The sequence below is a fragment of the Streptomyces sp. BB1-1-1 genome, assembly GCF_031597775.1.
GTDB classification, from domain to species: domain Bacteria; phylum Actinomycetota; class Actinomycetes; order Streptomycetales; family Streptomycetaceae; genus Streptomyces; species Streptomyces thinghirensis.
This window is the reverse complement of record NZ_CP134203.1, coordinates 1,387,311-1,406,778: the sequence shown is the minus strand read 5'-3', so window position 1 is coordinate 1,406,778 and position 19,468 is coordinate 1,387,311. Positions and strand designations below refer to the sequence as shown.

Here is a 19,468-nt window from a genome sequence, read left to right as displayed (position 1 = left end):
GAGGAAGATCCGTTGTTTGCTCACTCTGACCGGCTCCCGACCGGGATGCCGCTGCCGACCGGTACGCGCACCCCGACCCCGTGGGGCGTGCGCCGCATGGCCCCCTACCCGTCGCCCGCCCCGGGCTACGCCAAGGCCGTCCTGGACCCGACCACCCAGACCACCCGGTACTTCGACGACCGCGGCGAGATGATGGAGATGGGCGGGCACGGCACCAGCACCGGCACCAACCCGTCCACGGGCACCAGCCCCGACGGCAACGCGTCCGGTACGGACACCGACACGGGGAACGACACCGACCAGTGACCGGTGTCGGCCCGGTGCTGGTCGTCACCAACCTTGACGACCCCACGGCCGACGTGGTGATCAGTGAGCTGCACGACCGGGATGTCCCGGTCGTGCGGCTCGACTCGGGGGACTTCCCCCACGCCCTGTCGGTTGCGGCCACGATCACGTCGAACGGTGTGGAGGGCACACTGTCCACGCCGTCCCGGACCGCCGACCTCACCAAGGTCCGGTCCCTGTACTACCGGCGGCCCTCCGGGTTCGCCTTCCCGCACCTTGAGGACCAGGACGCCCGGTTCGCTGTCGCTCAGGCCCGCTACGGCCTCGGTGGCGTCCTGGCCTCCCTCCCGGGCTGCCGGTACGTCAACCACCCCCACAGCATCGGCGACGCGGAATTCAAGCCGTCCGGCCTCATCGCCGCCGCGAAGGCAGGCTTCCGCCTCCCGCCCACCACCATCACCAGCGACCCGGACGCGGCGAGGGCCTTCATCAAGCAGCACGGCCCCGCCATCTACAAGCCGCTCGCGGCGCCGCTGTACCGCATCGACGGCGTGTCGTCCGTCGTGAAGGTCGCCGAGGTCAGGGCCGACGACATCGACGAGACGGTGGCCGGCACCGCGCACCTGTTCCAGCAGTGCGTGGACAAGACGGCGGACGTACGCGTGACCGTCATCGGCGAGCACGCCTTCGCCGTCCGGATTGACTCCGACCTGCTGGACTGGCGCACCGACTACAGTCGCCTGTCCTACACCGTCGTTCCGCTGCCGCACGGCACCGCCGAATCCCTGTACGCCTACCTGTCCCACTTTGGTCTCGTCTTCGGCGCTTTCGACTTCGCCATTGACCGCCAGGGCCGATGGTGGTTCCTGGAGTGCAACCCCTCCGGCCAGTGGTACTGGCTGGAGCACGAGACCGGCCTGCCGATGCTCGCGGCCATGGCCGACCTCCTGGAAAGGAACAGCCGCTGATGACCGTCCTGGATTCCGCAGCCCTGCGTCGGGATCTTGCCGACCGGCTCGCTGCGGACGGCGCCCTGCGTACCGGACCGTGGCGGGCGGCTGTCGAAGCCGTGCCCCGGCACGAGTTCCTCCGCGGCGGCTTCTTCCGCCGCTTCGGCAGTGCCTGGCGGCCGGTGCCCGCCGATCGGGAAGGCTGGTTGGACCTCTGTTACACGGACGATTCGCTGGTCACCCAGATCGCGGGCACCATCGTTCCCAGCGACATCCGCGGTGAGATCCGGCGCGAGCCCACGTCTTCCAGCACCCTGCCGAGTCTGGTCGTGCGGATGCTGGAAGACCTTCAGGTCGCTGACGGCAACCGGGTCCTGGAGATCGGCACCGGCACTGGCTACTCCACCGGGCTGCTTTGCCACCGGCTCGGAGACGACCGGGTGACGTCTGTGGAGGTGGACGCCGACGTAGCCAGCCGCGCCAGTGTTGGCCTGGGCGCCTGCGGCTACTTCCCGAATTTGATCGTCGGTGACGGCCTGGCCGGGCACAAGGACGGCGCCCCCTACGACCGAGTCGTCGTGACGTGCGGGGTGCGGGAGCTGCCGCACACATGGATCGAGCAGACCAAGCCGGGCGGCGTCATCCTCGCCACCCTGGGCGGCTGGATGCACTCCTCGGAGCTGGCGCGGCTGACCGTCGGACACGACGGAGTGGCTCACGGCCGTTTGCTCGGTGGACAGGTCCATTTCATGCTGGCCCGGCCCCAGATGCCGCCGCCCCTGGGCATGCTGCCCGACTTCGACTCCGGCCAGGAGCGGCACGCGCGGGTAGGTGCTGACGTCCTGGACGACTGGGGCGCACGGTTCGTCGCTCAGCTCGCGGCGCCGCACGCTCAGCGTCTCAGCCTGACCCTCGCCGACAAGGCCCACCACGTCTTGGTCGACGTGGAGGCCGGCGCCTGGGCGGCCCTCGCCCAGGAGGGCGAGCAGTGGACCGTCCGTCAGGGCGGGCCCGTACCGCTGTGGGACGCGGTGGAGGACCACCTGCTGCGCTGGCAGGCCGACGGCTCCCCGGCCCTGGACCGCTTCGAGGTCATCGTCACGCCCGAGGGGCAGAGGGTCACCTGGCCGAAGATCTGACGCCCGCCGCCCTGAACGGCCCCGCTCGTCTGCTCCCCCCGTGGCAGATGGGCGGGGCCTCAGTCGTTGACGAGGACCGCCACCCGGGTGTCGAGGACGGCCGCGATCCGCATCAGCTCGCTGTAGCGCGGGTCGCCTTGCCCGGACTCGATGCGCTGAAGGGTGCTTCGGCTCAGCCCGGTGGCCTCGCAGAAGGTCTCCTGGGTGTAGTGCGCGGCGGTGCGCAGGTCCGCGATGCGTTCGCCCAGCGCCCGGCGCCCGTCATTGATCCAGTCCGGGTGATCACTAGGCACTCGACAAAAGTGGAGGGCGCGTGTTCACATGTCAGCATCAGCCCTGGTGCTTTTGGTGACGCATCGTCAGTCACGTTTCCAGGGCTCTTGAGCGCCCGCCCTGCTGGAGGTCCGCAAGCCTCCGTCAGGGCGGGCTTTGTCGTAGGCCCGCCACGCCGTCGGCTTGCGGAACCTGCGGCGCGGCGGGGGATCGGGGTCAGGCGGTCCGGCGCCGCGTACTGTCGCGCAGCAAGAGCCACGGTGTGGCGTCGGCTGTCCGCGTTCGCGGCGTGGCCTCCGGCTGTAAGAGGGCTGCGTAGGCCGCCCGCCCCGCCTGGCTGGCGTTCTGCGTCTTGTTCTGTTGGTCCAGCAGCGGGGGCCGTGCCATGTCCTTCCAGGCCCTGCCTGCCTGTGATGCGCTGAGCAAGGAACCTCCCCGACTCAATAGGGTTATTGAAAGAAGTACTCGCAGGCGTGCGTACAGCCCCGGTACGGATTGACCGTCCATTCGAACGGCATGCGCGAGGCGCCCGGCACCCGGTTGAGGATCGAGCGGGCCCGCACCTCGTGGAAGGTGATGCCGCGGAACTCGGGCGTGTCGAACGTGCGGGTGGTGACCGCGTCCGCGCCGAACAGCGCGGGGTCGGCCGCCCGGGCGTGGTCGGAGTCCGTGAGGTTCTCCCAGCGCATTGACGCCTCCTCGGTAGCACTGCCCACACAATAGAACACTTGTTCCCTTGATCGTGCGGACGAGTCGCGCGGGGCCGCTTCGCGCCCCCCGATTTGGTGGCCGGGCGGCGGGGTGGTTGGCTTGCCCGGACCCCGAGAACCAGGCCCTGGAGGAACCCGATGGCGCAGGTCGAGGCGACTACGGAGCGGATCGTCGCAGCGGACGCGGAGACGGTGTTCGACACCCTCGCCGACTACAGCGGCAGCCGCGAGAAGCTGCTGCCCGAGCACTTCAGTGAGTACGAGGTCCGCGAGGGCGGCGACGGCGAGGGCACCCTCGTGCACTGGAAGCTCCAGGCCACCAGCAAGCGCGTCCGTGACTGCCTGCTGGAGGTCACCGAGCCGACCGACGGCGAGCTGGTCGAGAAGGACCGCAACTCCTCCATGGTCACCACCTGGCGGGTGACCCCGGCCGGGGAGGGCAAGTCCCGCGTGGTCGTCGTCACCACCTGGCAGGGTGCCGGCGGCGTCGGCGGATTCTTCGAGAAGACCTTCGCGCCCAAGGGGCTCGCCCGGATCTACGACGCGATGCTCGCCAAGCTCGCCACCGAGGTCGAGAAGTAGCCAAAGGGCAAGTACGGGGCGGCCGTTGGCCGCCTCACCGGTTCGAGTGATCTGCTCGGGTTACCGCCGTATGCCGTAACTCTTCGCACTTGTTCGCAGTTGTCGCCCCAGGCGGCAATTGTGAGCAGGTGTGACGAGGGGAGCGGGACGTGGGCGGGATCACTCTGGTGCAGGACGAACCGGTCACCGCACCCCCGACGCCTCCCGAGCCCCCCGCACCGGAGCCGGAGACGGGGGCGGGGCTCAGTCCGCGCCGGGTGCGGCTGGTCTTCGTCGGGCTGATGCTGGCGCTGCTGCTCGCCGCGCTGGAGCAGATGATCGTGGCCACGGCGCTGCCGAAGATCGTCGGCGAGCTGCACGGCCTGGAGAAGATGTCCTGGGCGATCACCGCCTACCTGCTCACCTCCACCGTCGGCCTGCCGATCTACGGCAAGCTCGGTGACCTCTTCGGGCGCAAGGGCGTCTTCCAGTTCGCCATCCTGGTGTTCATCGTCGGCTCGGCACTCGCCGGCCGGGCGCAGACCATGGACCAGCTGATCGCCTTCCGCGCGGTGCAGGGCGTCGGCGCGGGCGGCCTGATGATCGGCGTGCAGGCGATCATCGCGGACATCGTGCCGCCCCGCGAGCGCGGCCGGTTCATGGGCCTGATCGGCGCCGCCTTCGGACTCGCCTCGGTCGCCGGCCCCCTGCTGGGCGGCTACTTCACCGACCACCTCTCCTGGCGCTGGTGCTTCTACATCAACGTGCCCTTCGGACTGGTCACCATGGCCGTCGTGGCCGTGGTACTGAAGCTGCCCAAGCCGCAGGTCAAACCGCGCCTCGACATCCTCGGCGCGCTGCTGCTCGCCGCCGCCTCCACCTGCCTGGTGCTGCTGACCAGTTGGGGCGGCACCGAGTACGAGTGGGGCTCGGAGGTCATCCTCGGCCTCGCCGCCGGAGCGGTCGCGGCCACCGTCCTCTTCCTGGTCGCCGAGCACTTCGCGCCCGAACCGCTGATCCCGCTGCGGCTGTTCCGGGACTCCGTCTTCAACGTCACCGGCCTGGTCGGCCTCGTCATCGGCGTGGCCCTGTTCGGAGCCGCCAGCTACCTGCCGACCTTCCTGCAGATGGTCGACGGCGCCACCGCCACCGAGTCCGGCCTCCTGATGCTGCCGATGATGGGCGGCATCGTCGGCACCTCGATCATCTCCGGTCAGATGATCAGCCGTACCGGGCACTACCGGTCCCACCCGATCCTCGGCAGTGCCCTGTCCGTCGTCGGCATGTGGCTGCTGTCCGGGCTCGACGCCGACACACCCCGGCTGCACTACAGCATCTGGATGGCCGTCCTCGGCGCCGGCATCGGCATGGTGATGCCCGTACTGATCCTCGCCGTGCAGAACTCCGTGCGCCCCGCCGACCTCGGCACCGCCACCAGCGCCAACAACTACTTCCGGCAGATCGGCGGCAGCGTCGGCGCGGCCGTCTTCGGCACCCTCTTCGCCGACCGGCTCACCGACGCCCTGGCCGACCGGATCCCCGCCGAGGCGGGCGCCGGGCTGCCCGACGCCGAGGCCATCACCCCACAGCTCGTCCACTCCCTGCCCCCGGCGCTGCGCGACGCCTACATCGGGGCGTACGCCGACGCCATGCCGCGGATCTTCCTCTACCTGGTGCCGGTACTCGTCCTCGGGCTGCTCATCGCCTTCTTCCTCAAGGAGAAACCCCTGGTGTCCCACAACGCATCCGTCACCGAGCAGGAAACCGCCCAGTCCGCGCAGTCCGTCGCCCCCGTCCCGCAGGCCCGGTCGCCGTACGCCGCCGGCGTCGCCGTCTGCGGCACGGTGCAGCACCCCGACGGCACCGTCGTGCCCCGCGCGGCGCTCACCCTCATCGACGTCGGCGGCCGGCAGATCGGCCGGGGCGCCAGCGGCGACGACGGACGGTACGCGCTGGCCACGCCCGGCTCGGGGACGTACGTCCTGATCGCCGCGGCCGGCGGTCACCAGCCGCAGGCGGTCTCCGTGACCGTCGGCGAACGTCCGGTGGAACTGGACGTGGTGCTCGGCGGCGCCGGCCGCCTCGCCGGCAGCGTGCTCACCGCCGACGGCAGCCCCGTGCGCGACGCGACCGTCACGCTCACCAACGTCCACGGCGAGGTCGTCGCCACCACCCGCAGCGGCCGCGAGGGCGGCTACGTCATCACCGAGCTGGTGGCCGGCGAGTACACCCTGGCCGGCAGCGCCCCCGCCTTCCGCCCGGCCGCGCTGCCCGTCAGCGTCCAGGCCGCCCGGGAGACCCGCCAGGACGTCGAGCTGGCCGGCGGCGCCGTGCTGCGCGGCACCGTGCGCGCCAGTGGCGGACGGGCCGTGGAGGACGCGCGCGTCACGCTGCTCGACGCGGCGGGCAACGTCGTGGACACGCTGACCACCGGGCCCGACGGCACCTTCCGGTTCGTCGACCTGTCGTCCGGCGAGTACACCGTCATCGCCGCCGGCTACCCGCCCGTGGCCACCGTGCTCCAGGTGGCCGGCGGCGGCCGTACGGAGCGCGACCTCCAGCTCGGGCACGAGGACTGAGGGCGGGCACCGGCGCGCGGGTGTGCGCCGGTGCGTTTGCGCGCCACCAATTCCCCCGTTGCCGCACATGGTCACCGACCACCGCCGTACCGTGGTGACGGCGACACAGATCTTGCGGAGCCGTGGGGAGAGAGGGCCTGACGCCATGGACCATGGCACCCAGCGGGACGCACCTCCAGGCCGCCGGGCCGGACCCGGCGCCGCGCCGGCGGACCCCGTGGCGGGCCGGGTCCCGCTGGCCGTCGTCGTGGTGGACCGCGACGGGCTGGTCTCCCACTGGAGTCGGGGCGCACGGCGGCTGTTCGCCCTGCCCAAGGAGGAGGCGATCGGCCGGCCCGCCCCCGACCTGCTGCCCGTCTCGGGCGTGCTCCCCGAGGACGAGGACGTCACCGGGTACGGCTCGTACGCGGCCTACGACGGCCTCGGACCCGGGCTGGAGTCCTCCCTCGACGGGCGCTTGTCCTACCCGGCGGCGGGCCGCGCCCGCCTCACCGTGCCGGGCAACGACCGCGTCGACGTGCTGTGGTGGGCGTATCCGCTGGTGGGACCCGGCCGGGAGCGGCTGCTGGTGCTGGCCGCCGACGCGGACGGCCTGCGCCGGGACTACGCCGACGGCGGCGCGCAGGAGGCGACCGTCGAGCGGATCGCGCCCGGCTTCGCGCTGCACACCGACTTCCCCGGTGCCGAGGAACTCGCCCGCCGCCTCCCCGAGATCCTGCCCAGCATGAGCGTCGGCGAGAGCGCCCGCATCGTCGCGCAGGTCCTCGAACTGGGCTATCCGATCCTGGAGTTCAGCCAGAACGACCGGGTGCCCGTCACCCCCGACTGGGGCGTGCCCCGGCGCGCCGAGCGCATGGCGCGTCGCGAGCGGGCGGCCCGGGCGCTGGCGGCGGGCGAGCCGGTGCCGGACGAACTGCGGGACGAGGCCGAGGACCTGGAGTACGCCGCCGTCCGCGAACGCCTGGAGTTCCTCAACGAGGTCAGCGGACGGATCGGCACCTCGCTCGACCTGTCCCGGACCATCGTCGAGGTCAGCAAGGCGGTCGTCCCGCGCTTCACCGACGTCGCCGGCACCTATCTGCGTGAGCAGGTCGTCGCCGGCGAGGGCTTCCCCGACGGCGTGCCGGACACGACGACGATGTGGCACCGGGTCGCCCTGGAGCACACCGACGAACCCGGCCGCTGGGACGACGTCGTACCGGTCGGCGAGGCCATGCCGTTCCCGGCGCACACCCCCTTCTTCCAGTGCATGACCAGCGGCGAGCCGGTCCTGGTGCCCCGCATCACCGAGGAGATGGGCCACGCCATCGCCTCCCAGTTCGAGAAGCGGGACATCCGGCCGCTCATCACGGGCCGCTCGATGCTGCTGGTGCCGTTGAAGGCGCGCAACGTCGTCCTGGGCTTCATGATCCTTCTCCGGCACCCGGAGCGGCCCGTCTTCAACGACATGGACCGGGTCACCGGCGCCGAACTCGCCGCCCGCGCGGGCCTCGTGCTCGACAACGCCCGCATGTACACGTTCCAGGAGAACGTCGCCGAGACGCTCCAGGACAGCATGCTGCCGCACATCCCCCCGCGCATGGCCGGCTGCGACATCGCCACCCGCTATCTGCCCGGTACGCTCCTCGGCCGGGTCGGCGGCGACTGGTTCGACTCGGTCAAGCTGCCCGGCGCCCGCACCGCCCTCGTGGTCGGCGACGTCATGGGCCACGGCCTCAACTCCGCCGCGATGATGGGCCAGTTGCGCACCGCCGTGCAGACCATGGCGGGGCTCGACCTGCCGCCCGCCCAACTCCTGCGCAACCTCGACGATCTCGCCCAGCGGCTCGGCGACACCCACCTGGCGACCTGCCTGTACGCCGTCTACGACCCCATCGCCGGTGAACTGCACCTCGCCAACGCCGGTCACATCCCGCCCGTGCTGGTCCGGGCCGAGGACGGCTCCAGCGAGCTGATCGACCTGCCCACGGGAGCGCCGATCGGCGTCGGCGCGGTGCCCTTCGAGGCGGTACGCGTGCCGGTGGCGCCGGGCGACCGGCTGGTGATGTGCACCGACGGACTGGTGGAGATGCGCGGCGAGGACATCGGCGTCGGCCTCGCCACCCTCTGCGAGTCCGCCGCCCACCCGGCCGCGTCCATGGACGACGCCTGCGACACCATCATCCGCGCGCTGGGCACACGCGGCGGCCGCAAGGACGACGTGGCCCTGCTGATGGTACGGCTGGGCGGCATCGAGTCCGACGCCGTCGCCGAATGGCGCCTCGCCCGCGACCCGGCCGAGGTCGGCCGCGCCCGCGCGGTGGTCCGCGAGCAGGTCCACGACTGGGGCCTGCCGCAACTGGCCGACCCCGCCGAGCTGATGGTCAGCGAACTCGTCACCAACGCCGTACGGCACGCCCACTCCCGTCCGGTCGAGCTGCGTCTGGTCCGCGCCGACACGCTGCTGTGCGAGGTGGACGACGACGACCACGAACTGCCGACGCTGCGCAGCGCCGGCCCCGACGACGAGAACGGGCGCGGGCTGCGCGTCGTCAGCACCCTCGCCCGCGAATGGGGCGCGAGTCGCACGAAGGCCGGCAAGACCGTCTGGTTCGAGCTGACGCTGCCCCGCCGTTGAGCCGCCGCGCGCGGTCAGGGGGCGCACTTGGTTCGCACGTCCGGTGAAGGAATGCGCCGGGCGCTTGTGGCCGTGCGCCGGGCGCGGTACACCGTACGGGCCCGTCACCTCCGACGGGCTGTACGTCGTCGCACCTGGGGAGACGGGCATGAGCGTGACGAGTCGGTACCGGGACGCCTGGGAGAGCTTCTGGAACGAGGCACCCGAGGGCCAAGGGGCGGTGTTCTGGGACGCGGAGCCCATGCTGACCGCCGGGCGCCACCTGGCCCACTTCGAGCCGCACCTGACCGACCCCGGCCTGCCGATGATCGACCTCGGCTGCGGCAACGGCACCCAGACCCGCTACTTCGCCGACCGCTTCCCGCATGTCGTCGGCGCCGACCTGAGCGCCTCCGCCCTCGACCACGCCCGGCACGCGGACCCCGCCGGCCAGGCGGCGTACCGGCAGCTGGACGCCGCTGACAAGGCCGAGGCTAAGACGCTGCACGCGGAGCTGGGAGACGCCAACGTCTATGTGCGGGGCGTCCTGCACCAGTGCGAGCCCGACGACCGGCAACCGCTGGCCGACGCACTCGCCGCACTCCTCGGTGAACGCGGCCGAGCCTTCCTGGTGGAGCCCTCCCAGGCGGCCAAGACCGTGCTGATGGGGCTGGCCCAGGGGCCCGAGGGGCCGCCCGCCAAGCTCGCGCCCGTCCTCCGGCACGGCCTGACCCCGGGAGAGGTTCCCGACGAGGCGGTGCCGGAGTACCTCCGCGCGGCCGGACTCACCGTCCTGGCGAGCGGTGAACTGCCGCTGATGACCACGGAGTACACACCGGACGGCACACGGATCGAACTGCCGTCGACGTGGGTGGTGGCGGGGCGGCACCAGTGACGGGCGCACGGGTGACGGGCGCACGGAGCGGTGGCGTGGGACGCGGTGGCAGGCGGTCCGCTCAGGCGTCACCACGCCTCCGTGTCCTTCGCCCCGTCCTGGGCGGACGCCGGCCTCGCCGTCCCGCCGGTTGCCGAGCGCAGCCGCGTCGCGAGCAGAGGCAGCACGAGTACGGAGATCATCGCGGCGCCGACCAGCGCGGCGGCCCGGTCCGTGCCGAGCAGGTCCTGGTCGACGCCGATGGTCGTGATCGCGACGACCAGCGGCAGACAGGTCGAGGCGAACAACGCGAGGGCCGACCGGTCCGTACGGCTCAGGTCCTTCGGGGCGAGCAGGTACACCGGTCCGCCGCGCACCAGCAGGAACAGCAGCAGAAAGGCCGGCACCAGCAGGAGCGCGACCGGATCGTCCAGCAACGCCTCCAGGTCGAACTCGATTCCCGTGACGACGTAGAACAACGGCACGAGGAAGCCGAAGCCCAGGGCCTCCACCTTGCCGACGACCTCCTCGCTGCTCGCGGGCGCGGCCCGGTGCAGTACGAGGCGGGTCAGCACGCCGGCGGCGAAGGCGCCCAGCAGCACGTCGAGGCCGAAGACCTCGGCGAGGCCCAGCATGCAGGCCAGCAGCAGCATGACGAACCGGACCGCGAACTGGCCGCTGCTGCGCAGGGTCCGCTCGGTCAGCTCGCCGAACCACGGCGGGCGCGGGCGCAGCGCCCAGAAGACGGCGGCGGCGGTGATCGCCCCGAACGCGGCCAGCAGGGCCGCGGACTCGGCGGGCCGGCGTCCGCTGAGGAGCAGCGCCATGGCGACGACGGGACCGAACTCGCCGACCGCGCCGAACGCCGAGACCACCGTCCCGAAGCGGCCCCGCAGCTCACCGCGGTCCCGCAGCATCGGCAGCACCGTGCCCAGCGCTGTGCTGGTCAGGGCGGTGCCGACGACGAACGCCTCGAAAGCCCCACCGCCGCTGAAGAGGAAGCCCAGGCCGATCCCGAGGACCAGCGAGACCGGCCAGGCCCAGAGGGAACGGCGCAGGGTGTCGCCGCGGACGGCGGCGAACTCGATCTCGTAGCCCGCCAGGAAGATGAGCATCGACAGTCCGAGATCGGCGAGCGTGTCGACGACCTCGTCGGGGTGCGCCCAGCCCAGGACCTGCGGGCCGATGAGGATGCCGAGGACGACCTCGAAGACGACCAGCGGAACGCGGAGTCGACGTCCCGTGGCGTGCACGAGAAGCGGCGCCAGGACGGCGGCGGCCATGATCAGGACGAGAGTGCCCGGATGGGTCATGGCGCGCCGCCGTTCGTGGACGCGGCGCGGCGGTACATGGCCGTACCGGCGTGGACGTTCTCGCTGACGGCGTGCACAGTGCCACTCTTCCTCGCTCCGGCGGCCGGGACGACCGGGTGTACGCCGTCGGGGTGAGGAGGGAGGGCTGCGCGTCTGGTCCTATGATCGGCCGAACCCTGGAAGTGCTGGTCGTAGGCCGTACGAGGTGAGTTGAGTGGTCCATACCACCGGTAGTTGTCCACAGCTCTGGCCGCGGCGGCCGGGCAGCGCGTACGGTTTCGAGGCATGAAGATCCTCATCAGCGCCGACATGGAAGGCGCCACCGGTGTCACCTGGCCGGCCGACGTGCTGCCGGGGACGCCGCAGTGGGAGCGGTGCCGGTCGATGTTCACCTCGGACGTGAACGCCGCCGTGCTGGGCTTCCTCGACGGCGGTGCCGACGAGGTGCTTGTCAACGAGGCGCACTGGACCATGCGCAACCTGCTCCTGGAACAGCTCGACGAGCGTACGCAGATGCTCACCGGGCGGCACAAGGCGCTGTCCATGGTGGAGGGGGTCCAGCACGGGGACGTGGACGGCATCGCCTTCATCGGGTACCACGCGGGCGCCGGCATGGAGGGCGTCCTCGCGCACACCTACCTCGCCAACCAGATCACCGGCGTGTGGCTGAACGACGTGAGAGCCAGTGAGGGTCTGCTCAACGCACACGTCGTCGCCGAGTACGGGGTCCCGGTCGTGCTGGTCACCGGGGACGACGTGGCCTGCGAGGACGCGCTCGGGTACGCGCCCGAGGCGCTGAAGGTCGCGGTCAAGGACCATGTGTCGCGGTACGCGGCCGTGTGCCGTACGCCGGCGAGGACCGCCTCCGACATCCGGGCGGCGGCCAAGGAGGCGGCGGCGCTCGCGGTGCGGTACGAGCCGGTGAGCGGCGGGCCGTTCACCGTCGCCGTGGAGTTCGACGCCGAGCACCTGGCGGCGGCCTCGACCGTCGTGCCGGGGGTGGCCCGCATCGCGGAGCGGAAGGTGGCGTACACCCACGACACCATGTTCGAGGCGATCCGTACCTTCAAGGCGGTCACCACGATCGCCTCGGCAGCGGTGGAGGAGCAGTATGGCTGAGCAGACCGGGAGCACGCCCGAGGGCCCGTCCGACGGCACACCGGGGAGTACGGACGCCCAGGCGCTGGACGAGGTCGTGCGGTTCACCTCCGAGCTGATCCGGATCGACACGACGAACCGCGGTGGCGGTGACTGCCAGGAGCGCCCGGCCGCCGAGTACGCCGCCGCGCGGCTCGCCGAGGCCGGGATCGAGCCCACCCTGCTGGAGCGGACCGAGGGCCGCACCAACGTGGTCGCGCGGATCGAGGGCACCGACCCGTCGGCCGGTGCGCTGCTCGTGCACGGTCATCTGGACGTGGTGCCCGCCGAGGCCGCCGACTGGAGCGTGCACCCGTTCTCCGGCGAGATCCGCGACGGCGTCGTCTGGGGGCGCGGCGCCGTCGACATGAAGAACATGGACGCGATGATCCTGGCCGTCGTGCGCGACTGGGCCCGGCAGGGGGTACGGCCCCGGCGGGACGTCGTCATCGCGTTCACCGCGGACGAGGAGGCCAGCGCCGAGGACGGCTCCGGCTTCCTCGCCGACCGGCACGCCGCGCTGTTCGAGGGCTGCACCGAGGGCGTCAGCGAGTCCGGTGCGTTCACCTTCCACGACGGTGCCGGTCGCCAGTTCTACCCGATCGCCGCCGGTGAGCGCGGCACGGGCTGGCTCAAGCTCACCGCGCGAGGGCGGGCGGGACACGGTTCCAAGGTGAACCGGGAGAACGCGGTCACCCGGCTCGCCGCGGCGATCACCCGCATCGGCGACCACGAGTGGCCGCTGCGCCTGACCCCGACCGTGCGCGCCGCCCTGACCGAACTCGCCGCCGTCTACGGCATCGAGACCGACCTGCGCGACATCGACGCGCTGCTGGACAAGCTGGGCCCCGCCGCGGGGCTGGTCGAGGCCACCGTCCGCAACAGCAGCAACCCGACGATGCTGGACGCCGGCTACAAGGTCAACGTCATCCCCGGAGAGGCCGTCGCGTACGTCGACGGGCGCTTCCTGCACGGCTGCGAGGACGAGTTCCGCAGTACCCTTGACCGGCTCACCGGGCCGGACGTGGACTGGGAGTTCGCCCACCGCGAGGTCGCCCTCCAGGCGCCGGTGGACTCGCCGACCTACGCCCGGATGCGTGCCGCCGTCGAGGAGTTCGCCCCCGAGGGGCACGTGGTGCCGTACTGCATGTCCGGCGGCACGGACGCCAAGCAGTTCTCGCGGCTCGGCATCACCGGCTACGGGTTCGCGCCGCTGAAGCTGCCCGAGGGCTTCGACTACCAGGCCCTCTTCCACGGCGTCGACGAACGTGTCCCCGTCGAGGCGCTGCACTTCGGCGTCCGCGTCCTCGACCGTTTCCTGCGCACGGCGTAGCGGGCAGGCCCTTCAAGGGCCCGCCCGACAAGTATCTGGAGGAGAAAGTGGGGGAGTCGGTGCGGACTCTGCCGTACGGATCGTGGCCCTCGCCCATCGACGCGGCCCTCGCCGCCGCGCACGACGGGCGCCCCGACGACGTGGCCTTCGTCGGCGACGAGGTGTGGTGGACGGCCCCCCGCCCCACCGAGGGCGGTCGGCGCACGCTGGTGCGGCGGCGTCCCGACGGCACCGAGGAGCCGGTGCTGCCCGCGCCGTGGAACGTCCGCAGCCGCGTCATCGAGTACGGCGGCCGGCCCTGGGCCGCGCTCATGACCGACACCGGGCCGCTGGTGGTCTTCGTGAACTTCGCCGACCAACGGCTGTACGCCTACCGGCCGGGCGGCGGCGAGCCGCGTCCGCTGACGCCCGTCTCCCCGGTGGGCGGCGGGCTGCGCTGGGCCGAGCCGGAGGTGCGTGGCGAGCGCGGCGAGGTGTGGTGCGTCCTGGAGGAGTTCACCGGTGACGGGCCCAGCGACGTCCGCCGGGTCCTGGCGGCGGTGCCGCTGGACGGCTCGGCAGCCGGCCGACGGGACGCCGTCCGCGAACTCACCGGCGCCCGGCACCGGTTCGTCACCGGCCCCCGCGTCTCGCCCGACGGGCGGCGCGCCGCCTGGCTCGCCTGGGACCACCCGCGCATGCCCTGGGACGGCACCGAGCTGGTCGTGGCCGAGATCGGCCCCGACGGCACCTTCCGGGACGCCCGGACAGTGGCCGGCGGGCCCGAGGAGTCCATCGCCCAGGCGGACTGGGCGCCCGACGGCGCTCTGCTCCACGTCTCCGACCGCACCGGCTGGTGGAACCTCTACCGCGACGGCCGGCCGCTCTGCGCCCGCGAGGAGGAGTTCGGCGGACCGCTGTGGAAGCTCGGGCAGCGCTGGTTCGCCCCGCTGGACAGCGGCCTGATCGCCGTCGTGCACGGCCGCGGCGCCACCGCCCTCGGCATACTCGACCCCGAGACCGGCGAGGTCGTCGACGCCGCGGGCCCCTGGACCGAGTTCGCGGCGACCCTCACCGCGCACGGCGAGCGAGTCGTGGCGGTCGGCGCGAGCCCGCGCAGCGCCTACGAGGTGGTCGAGCTGGACGCCCTCCCCCACGCTCGAACGAGCTCGCGCGGGGGGACCCCCATCGGCCGGGCCCGGGTGATCGGCGCCCCGCACGACGACGCGGTGGACCCGGCGTACTACCCCGAGCCGCGGCTTCGCACCTTCACCGGACCCGCCGGGCGCGACATCCACGCCCACCTCTATCCGCCGCACAACCCGGGCTGCCTCGCACCGGACGGTGAGCTGCCGCCGTACGTGGTCTGGGCGCACGGCGGCCCCACCAGCCGGTCTCCCCTCGTACTGGACCTGGAGATCGCCTACTTCACCTCGCGCGGCATCGGCGTCGCGGAGGTCAACTACGGCGGCTCCACGGGGCACGGCCGGGAGTACCGCAACCGGCTGCGCGAGCAGTGGGGCGTGGTCGACGTCGAGGACTGCGCCGCCGTCGCCCTCGCCCTGGCCGGCGAGGGCACCGCCGACCGGGAGCGGCTCGCCGTACGCGGCGGCAGCGCGGGTGGCTGGACGGCCGCCGCCTCGCTGGCCACGACCGACGTCTACGCCTGCGGCACGGTCAGCTATCCGATCCTCGACCTGACCGGTTGGGGCACGGGGGAGACGCACGACTTCGAGTCGCGGTACCTGGAGAGCCTCATCGGCCCGTACGCCGAGGTACCCGACCGGTACGCCGAGCGGTCGCCCGCCGAGCACGCCGACCGGGTCACCGCGCCGTTCCTGCTGCTCCAGGGGATGGACGACGTGATCTGCCCGCCCGTGCAGTGCGAACGGTTCCTCGCCCGCATGGCGGGCCGGGGAGTGCCGCACGCGTACCTCACCTTCGAGGGCGAGGGGCACGGATTCCGCCGGGCGGAGACCATGGTGCGCGCCCTGGAGGCCGAACTCTCCCTCTACGCCCAGGTGTTCGCCCTGCACCCGCACGGCATTCCGACCCTGGCGCTGAACCGGTGACGAGGGTGAGAGACCTGACCCGCCCGGCCCGGCTCGCCCCCGGCGCCCGGGTGGCCGTCGTCGCGCCCAGCGGGCCCGTCCCCGAGGAGCGGCTGCAGGCGGGCCTGGACGTGCTGCGCGGCTGGGACCTCGACCCGGTCGTGGGCCCGCACGTCCTGGACCGGCACGGCACCTTCGGCTACCTCGCGGGCGCCGACGCCGACCGGGCCGCCGACCTTCAGGCCGCCTGGTGCGATCCGTCCGTGGACGCGGTGCTGTGCGCCCGCGGCGGGTACGGCGCGCAGCGCGTGACCGACCTGCTCGACTGGGAGGCGATGCGCGCGGCCGGGCCGAAGGTGCTCGTCGGTTTCAGCGACATCACCGCGCTGCACGAGGCGTTCGCCACCCGGCTGGGCCTGGTCACACTGCACGGGCCGATGGCCGCGGGGATCGACTTCCTGAAGAACGCGCGGGCCCAGGAGCATCTGAGGGCCACCCTGTTCGCTCCGGAGACGGTCCGCGTGATCGCCTCCGGCGGCACGCCCATGGTCCCCGGCCGGGCGCGCGGCGTCACCCTCGGCGGCTGCCTGAGCCTGCTCGCCGCCGAACTGGGCACCCCGCACGCCCGTCCCTCCGCGCGCGGCGGCCTGCTGTGCCTGGAGGACGTGGGGGAGGAGACGTACCGGCTGGACCGCTACCTCACCCAGCTGCTGCGCGCCGGCCGGCTCGACGGGGTCGGCGGGGTGCTGCTCGGCTCGTGGCACGCCTGCGAGCCCTACGAGCGGCTGCGGCCGATGCTGGCGGACCGGCTCGGCGGCCTCGGTGTGCCGGTCGTGGAGGACTTCGGCTTCGGCCACTGCGAGGGAGCGCTGACCATCCCGTTCGGCGTAACGGCGGAACTGGACGCGGACGCGGGCACCTTGACGCTGGACCGGCCTGCACTGCGCTGACCACGGTGCCGACCGGCCCCGCGCGCGGCGACAAGGCGTCGTAGGCTGGCGAAATGCCGCACAACGCATCCCGCCACCTCGCCGAGGGCCCTCGCGTGGGCATACGGCACTTCACCTACGAGGACGGCGCCGAGTTCACCGCCCGGGCCAGGGAGAGCAAGGACCTGCACCACCCGTGGCTCTTCCCGCCGGACAGCGCCCAGGCGTACGAGGCCTACGCCGCCAGGCTGATCGAGGACCGGACGAAGGCCGGGTTCCTGCTGTGCGAGAAGGACACGGGCGGGGCGGACGGCGGTTCCATCGCCGGATTCGTCAACATCAACAACATCGTCGAGGGCGGTTTCCTCAGCGGCGCCCTCGGCTACGGCGCCTTCGCCCACGCGGCCGGGCGCGGGCTGATGCGCGAGGGGCTGGACCTCGTCGTGCGGTACGCGTTCGGACCGATGCGGCTGCACCGGCTGGAGATCAACGTGCAGCCGGGCAACTTCGCCTCGATCGCGCTGGCCCGGGCCTGCGGCTTCCACCTGGAGGGCTTCTCGCCGAGGATGCTCTACATCGACGGGGCCTGGCGCGACCACCAGCGCTGGGCGATCACCGCCGAGACCGTGACCACCTCCGGTTGATCTCCGCCGCCGACACAACGCTCAGCGGTTCAAACGTGAGCGACGTCGCGCGAACGTGACCGACGGTGCCCCTGTTCACAGCACCGGTGAGCGGCTTCCATGGGGAAGCGTGACGACGATCCGACGTGAGGTACTGAGCCTGCCCGCCGCGCCGCTGGGGCCGGACAACCCCCTGCCGCCGCTGCGCCCCCTGGACGAGGCGCACCGCATCGACGAACGCGACCGGGCCGGCCTGCCGCGCGACATGGCCCGCCAGGTCGACTACGAGCCGCTGCGCAGCCTGCTGCCCGTGCGGGTCCGGGACGGCTACGACCGGCGGCGCGAGGCCCGGGAGATCGACGCCCTCGTCATCGAGAACGACCGGCTGCGGGCCACCGTCCTGCCCGGCCTCGGCGGCCGCATCGCCTCCCTCCTGCACAAGCCGACCGACCGCGAGCTCCTCTACGTCAACCCCGTGCTCCAGCCCGCCAACTTCGCCCTCAACGGAGCCTGGTTCTCCGGCGGCATCGAATGGAACATCGGAGCCACCGGCCACACCACCCTGTCCTGCTCGCCCGTGCACGCCGCCCGTGTGCCCGCCTCCGACGGCGGCGAGATGCTGCGCCTGTGGGAGTGGGAACGGCTGCGCGACCTGCCCTTCCAGGTCGACCTGTGGCTGCCGGAGGGCTCGGACTTCCTCCGCGTCGGCGTCCGGATCCGCAACCCGCACGAGCGCCCCGTGCCGACGTACTGGTGGTCCAACATCGCCGTGCCCGAGGAGCGGCGCGTCCTCGCCCCCGCCGACGAGGCCTGGCATTTCGGCTACGAGCGGCGCCTGCGCCGGGTGCCCGTCCCGTCGTACGACGGAGCCGACCGGACGTACCCGCTGAACAGCACGTACCCCGCCGACTACTTCTACGAGGTGCCGGACGGCCGGCGCCGCTGGATCGCCGCGCTCGACGAGCACGGCCGCGGACTGGCGCAGACGTCGACCGACGTGCTGCGCGGCCGCAAGCTGTTCGTGTGGGGCACGGGCCCCGGCGGACGGCGCTGGCAGGAGTGGCTCACCGAGCCCGGCACCGGCGGCTACTGCGAGATCCAGGCCGGGCTCGCCCGCACCCAGCTCGAGCACGTCAAGCTGGAGGCGGAGAGCGAGGTGTCGTGGCTGGAGGCCTACGGGCCGCTCGACGCGGCACCCGAGGGCGAGTGGCACACCGTACTGCGCGGCGCCGAGGAGCGGCTGGAGGCGGTACTGCCGCGCGCCGACGTCGACGCGGCCTACGAGGCCTGGCGGCCGTACGCCGACGCCGAGCCCGGCGAGGTCCTCGCAACGGGGTCGGGCTGGGGCGCGCTCGAAGTGCTGCGCGCGGGCTGGAAGCTGCCCGGCACGCCCTTCGAGGAGCACACTCTCGGCGACGAACAGCGGCCCTGGCTGCACCTGCTGCGCGCCGGGTCCCTGCCCGAACCGGGGCACCACGAACCGCCAGGGGACACGCTGGTCGCCCGGCCCTGGCGGGACATGCTGGAGACCACGGCCGCCACGCCGATCGCCGAGTACCACCTCGGCGTCGCCCAGTGGCACGGCGACGACCGGGCCCAGGCGGTGCGCAGTTGGGAGCGGGGCCTGAAGACCGCCGCCGCCGGCTGGCCGCTGCTGCGCTGCCTCGCCGTCGCCGACCGGGAGGACGGCCACCACGAGCGGGCCGCCGACCGGTACGCCGAGGCCTTCGACGACCTGTGCGAGCGACTGCGCGAGCGGCGGGAGGAGACGGACGTCCCCGTCGACGACGCGGAGCGCACGGCCGTCGCCGCGGCGCTCGGCCGCGAGGCGATCGAGGCGCTGCTCGCGGTCGGGCGCACGGCGGACGCCCGCGCCGTGTGGGACCGGCTGCACCCCGGGACCCGGGCCCGCGGCCGGTTCCGGCTGACCGAGGCGGAACTGCTGGCCGCCGAAGGCCGGCGCGAGGCGGCGCGGGCCGTCTTCGACGAGGGCTTCGAGGTCGCCGACCTGCGGGAGGGCGCGGAGAGCCTCGGCCGGCTGTGGGCCCGGCTCGGCGACGAACCGCTCCCGGCCCGCCACGACTTCCGGATGCGGCCGGACGGGGACTGAGCCCGCCCGGCCCGCCGCTGCCCCGG

At 72.7% G+C, this 19,468-nt stretch carries 15 protein-coding genes and 1 pseudogene; 13 read left to right on the top strand and 3 right to left on the bottom strand.

Annotated features, from left to right (window positions below):
* The first annotated feature begins 12 nt into the window (after window positions 1–12).
* From tgmA to tgmC, 3 genes are read left to right on the top strand one after another with little or no spacing between them, the layout of a single operon-like run.
* Window positions 13–306: a putative ATP-grasp-modified RiPP gene (gene tgmA / locus RI578_RS06335; protein WP_310870145.1), complete on the top strand. Its 294-nt coding sequence runs from the start codon at window positions 13–15 to the stop codon at window positions 304–306.
* A complete protein-coding gene (gene tgmB / locus RI578_RS06330; RefSeq protein WP_310870144.1) occupies window positions 303–1,253 on the top strand; it encodes an ATP-grasp ribosomal peptide maturase in 951 nt (316 codons plus the stop codon). The genes tgmA and tgmB overlap by 4 nt, the downstream gene beginning before the upstream one ends.
* Window positions 1,253–2,374, top strand: coding sequence for an ATP-grasp peptide maturase system methyltransferase (gene tgmC, locus RI578_RS06325; RefSeq protein WP_310870143.1), 1,122 nt, complete (start codon window positions 1,253–1,255; stop codon window positions 2,372–2,374). The genes tgmB and tgmC overlap by 1 nt, the downstream gene beginning before the upstream one ends.
* A 59-nt stretch (window positions 2,375–2,433) precedes the next feature.
* Here the strand turns inward: tgmC and RI578_RS06320 are convergent, their stop codons facing one another.
* The gene (locus tag RI578_RS06320) at window positions 2,434–2,667 is read right to left on the bottom strand and encodes a helix-turn-helix transcriptional regulator (protein ID WP_310870142.1); all 234 of its coding nucleotides are present in this window, start codon (window positions 2,665–2,667) and stop codon (window positions 2,434–2,436) included.
* 435 nt (window positions 2,668–3,102) lie between these two features.
* Window positions 3,103–3,336, bottom strand: a pseudogene (locus RI578_RS06315) (radical SAM protein); the annotation flags it as partial.
* Window positions 3,337–3,495: 159 nt separating this feature from the next.
* Here RI578_RS06315 and RI578_RS06310 point away from each other — a divergent pair.
* The 4 genes from RI578_RS06310 (at window position 3,496) to RI578_RS06295 (ending at window position 9,988) form a co-directional block, all read left to right on the top strand.
* On the top strand, window positions 3,496–3,939 hold the full coding sequence (locus RI578_RS06310; RefSeq protein ID WP_310870141.1) for an SRPBCC family protein: 444 nt from the start codon (window positions 3,496–3,498) through the stop codon (window positions 3,937–3,939).
* A 149-nt stretch (window positions 3,940–4,088) separates the two neighbouring features.
* Window positions 4,089–6,497, top strand: coding sequence for an MFS transporter (locus RI578_RS06305; RefSeq protein ID WP_310870140.1), 2,409 nt, complete (start codon window positions 4,089–4,091; stop codon window positions 6,495–6,497).
* Window positions 6,498–6,642: 145 nt separating this feature from the next.
* A complete protein-coding gene (locus RI578_RS06300; protein ID WP_310870139.1) occupies window positions 6,643–9,114 on the top strand; it encodes a SpoIIE family protein phosphatase in 2,472 nt (823 codons plus the stop codon).
* Window positions 9,115–9,262: 148 nt separating this feature from the next.
* Entirely contained in the window at window positions 9,263–9,988 is a 726-nt protein-coding gene (locus RI578_RS06295) for a class I SAM-dependent methyltransferase (RefSeq protein WP_310870138.1), read from the top strand.
* A 68-nt stretch (window positions 9,989–10,056) separates the two neighbouring features.
* On the opposite strand, the gene RI578_RS06290 is transcribed toward RI578_RS06295, so the two are convergent.
* Complete coding sequence (locus tag RI578_RS06290; protein WP_310870137.1) at window positions 10,057–11,280, bottom strand: cation:proton antiporter; 1,224 nt, start codon at window positions 11,278–11,280, stop codon at window positions 10,057–10,059.
* Window positions 11,281–11,565: 285 nt separating this feature from the next.
* Here RI578_RS06290 and RI578_RS06285 point away from each other — a divergent pair, with 285 nt between their 5' ends.
* The 6 genes from RI578_RS06285 (at window position 11,566) to RI578_RS06260 (ending at window position 19,442) form a co-directional block, all read left to right on the top strand.
* A complete protein-coding gene (locus RI578_RS06285; protein ID WP_310870136.1) occupies window positions 11,566–12,399 on the top strand; it encodes a M55 family metallopeptidase in 834 nt (277 codons plus the stop codon).
* Window positions 12,392–13,750: a M20/M25/M40 family metallo-hydrolase gene (locus RI578_RS06280; protein WP_310870135.1), complete on the top strand. Its 1,359-nt coding sequence runs from the start codon at window positions 12,392–12,394 to the stop codon at window positions 13,748–13,750. The genes RI578_RS06285 and RI578_RS06280 overlap by 8 nt, the downstream gene beginning before the upstream one ends.
* Before the next feature lie 59 nt (window positions 13,751–13,809).
* Window positions 13,810–15,801, top strand: a complete 1,992-nt coding sequence (locus RI578_RS06275) for a prolyl oligopeptidase family serine peptidase (protein ID WP_310870134.1) — start codon at window positions 13,810–13,812, stop codon at window positions 15,799–15,801.
* 5 nt (window positions 15,802–15,806) lie between these two features.
* Window positions 15,807–16,730, top strand: coding sequence for an LD-carboxypeptidase (locus RI578_RS06270; RefSeq protein ID WP_310870133.1), 924 nt, complete (start codon window positions 15,807–15,809; stop codon window positions 16,728–16,730).
* 53 nt (window positions 16,731–16,783) lie between these two features.
* Window positions 16,784–17,353, top strand: coding sequence for a GNAT family protein (locus RI578_RS06265; protein WP_310870132.1), 570 nt, complete (start codon window positions 16,784–16,786; stop codon window positions 17,351–17,353).
* A 109-nt stretch (window positions 17,354–17,462) separates the two neighbouring features.
* A complete protein-coding gene (locus RI578_RS06260; RefSeq protein ID WP_310870131.1) occupies window positions 17,463–19,442 on the top strand; it encodes a DUF5107 domain-containing protein in 1,980 nt (659 codons plus the stop codon).
* Window positions 19,443–19,468: the final 26 nt, after the last annotated feature.

What these genes read in the sequence shown, in the direction of transcription:
- tgmC (WP_310870143.1), top strand. Translation starts at nt 1,253, where the DNA reads ATGACCGTCCTGGATTCCGCAGCCCTGCGTCGGGATCTTGCCGACCGG.
- RI578_RS06310 (WP_310870141.1), top strand. Translation starts at nt 3,496, where the DNA reads ATGGCGCAGGTCGAGGCGACTACGGAGCGGATCGTCGCAGCGGACGCG.
- RI578_RS06300 (WP_310870139.1), top strand. Translation starts at nt 6,643, where the DNA reads ATGGACCATGGCACCCAGCGGGACGCACCTCCAGGCCGCCGGGCCGGA.
- RI578_RS06295 (WP_310870138.1), top strand. Translation starts at nt 9,263, where the DNA reads ATGAGCGTGACGAGTCGGTACCGGGACGCCTGGGAGAGCTTCTGGAAC.
- RI578_RS06290 (WP_310870137.1), bottom strand. Translation starts at nt 11,280, where the DNA reads ATGACCCATCCGGGCACTCTCGTCCTGATCATGGCCGCCGCCGTCCTG.
- RI578_RS06285 (WP_310870136.1), top strand. Translation starts at nt 11,566, where the DNA reads ATGAAGATCCTCATCAGCGCCGACATGGAAGGCGCCACCGGTGTCACC.
- RI578_RS06280 (WP_310870135.1), top strand. Translation starts at nt 12,392, where the DNA reads ATGGCTGAGCAGACCGGGAGCACGCCCGAGGGCCCGTCCGACGGCACA.
- RI578_RS06265 (WP_310870132.1), top strand. Translation starts at nt 16,784, where the DNA reads ATGCCGCACAACGCATCCCGCCACCTCGCCGAGGGCCCTCGCGTGGGC.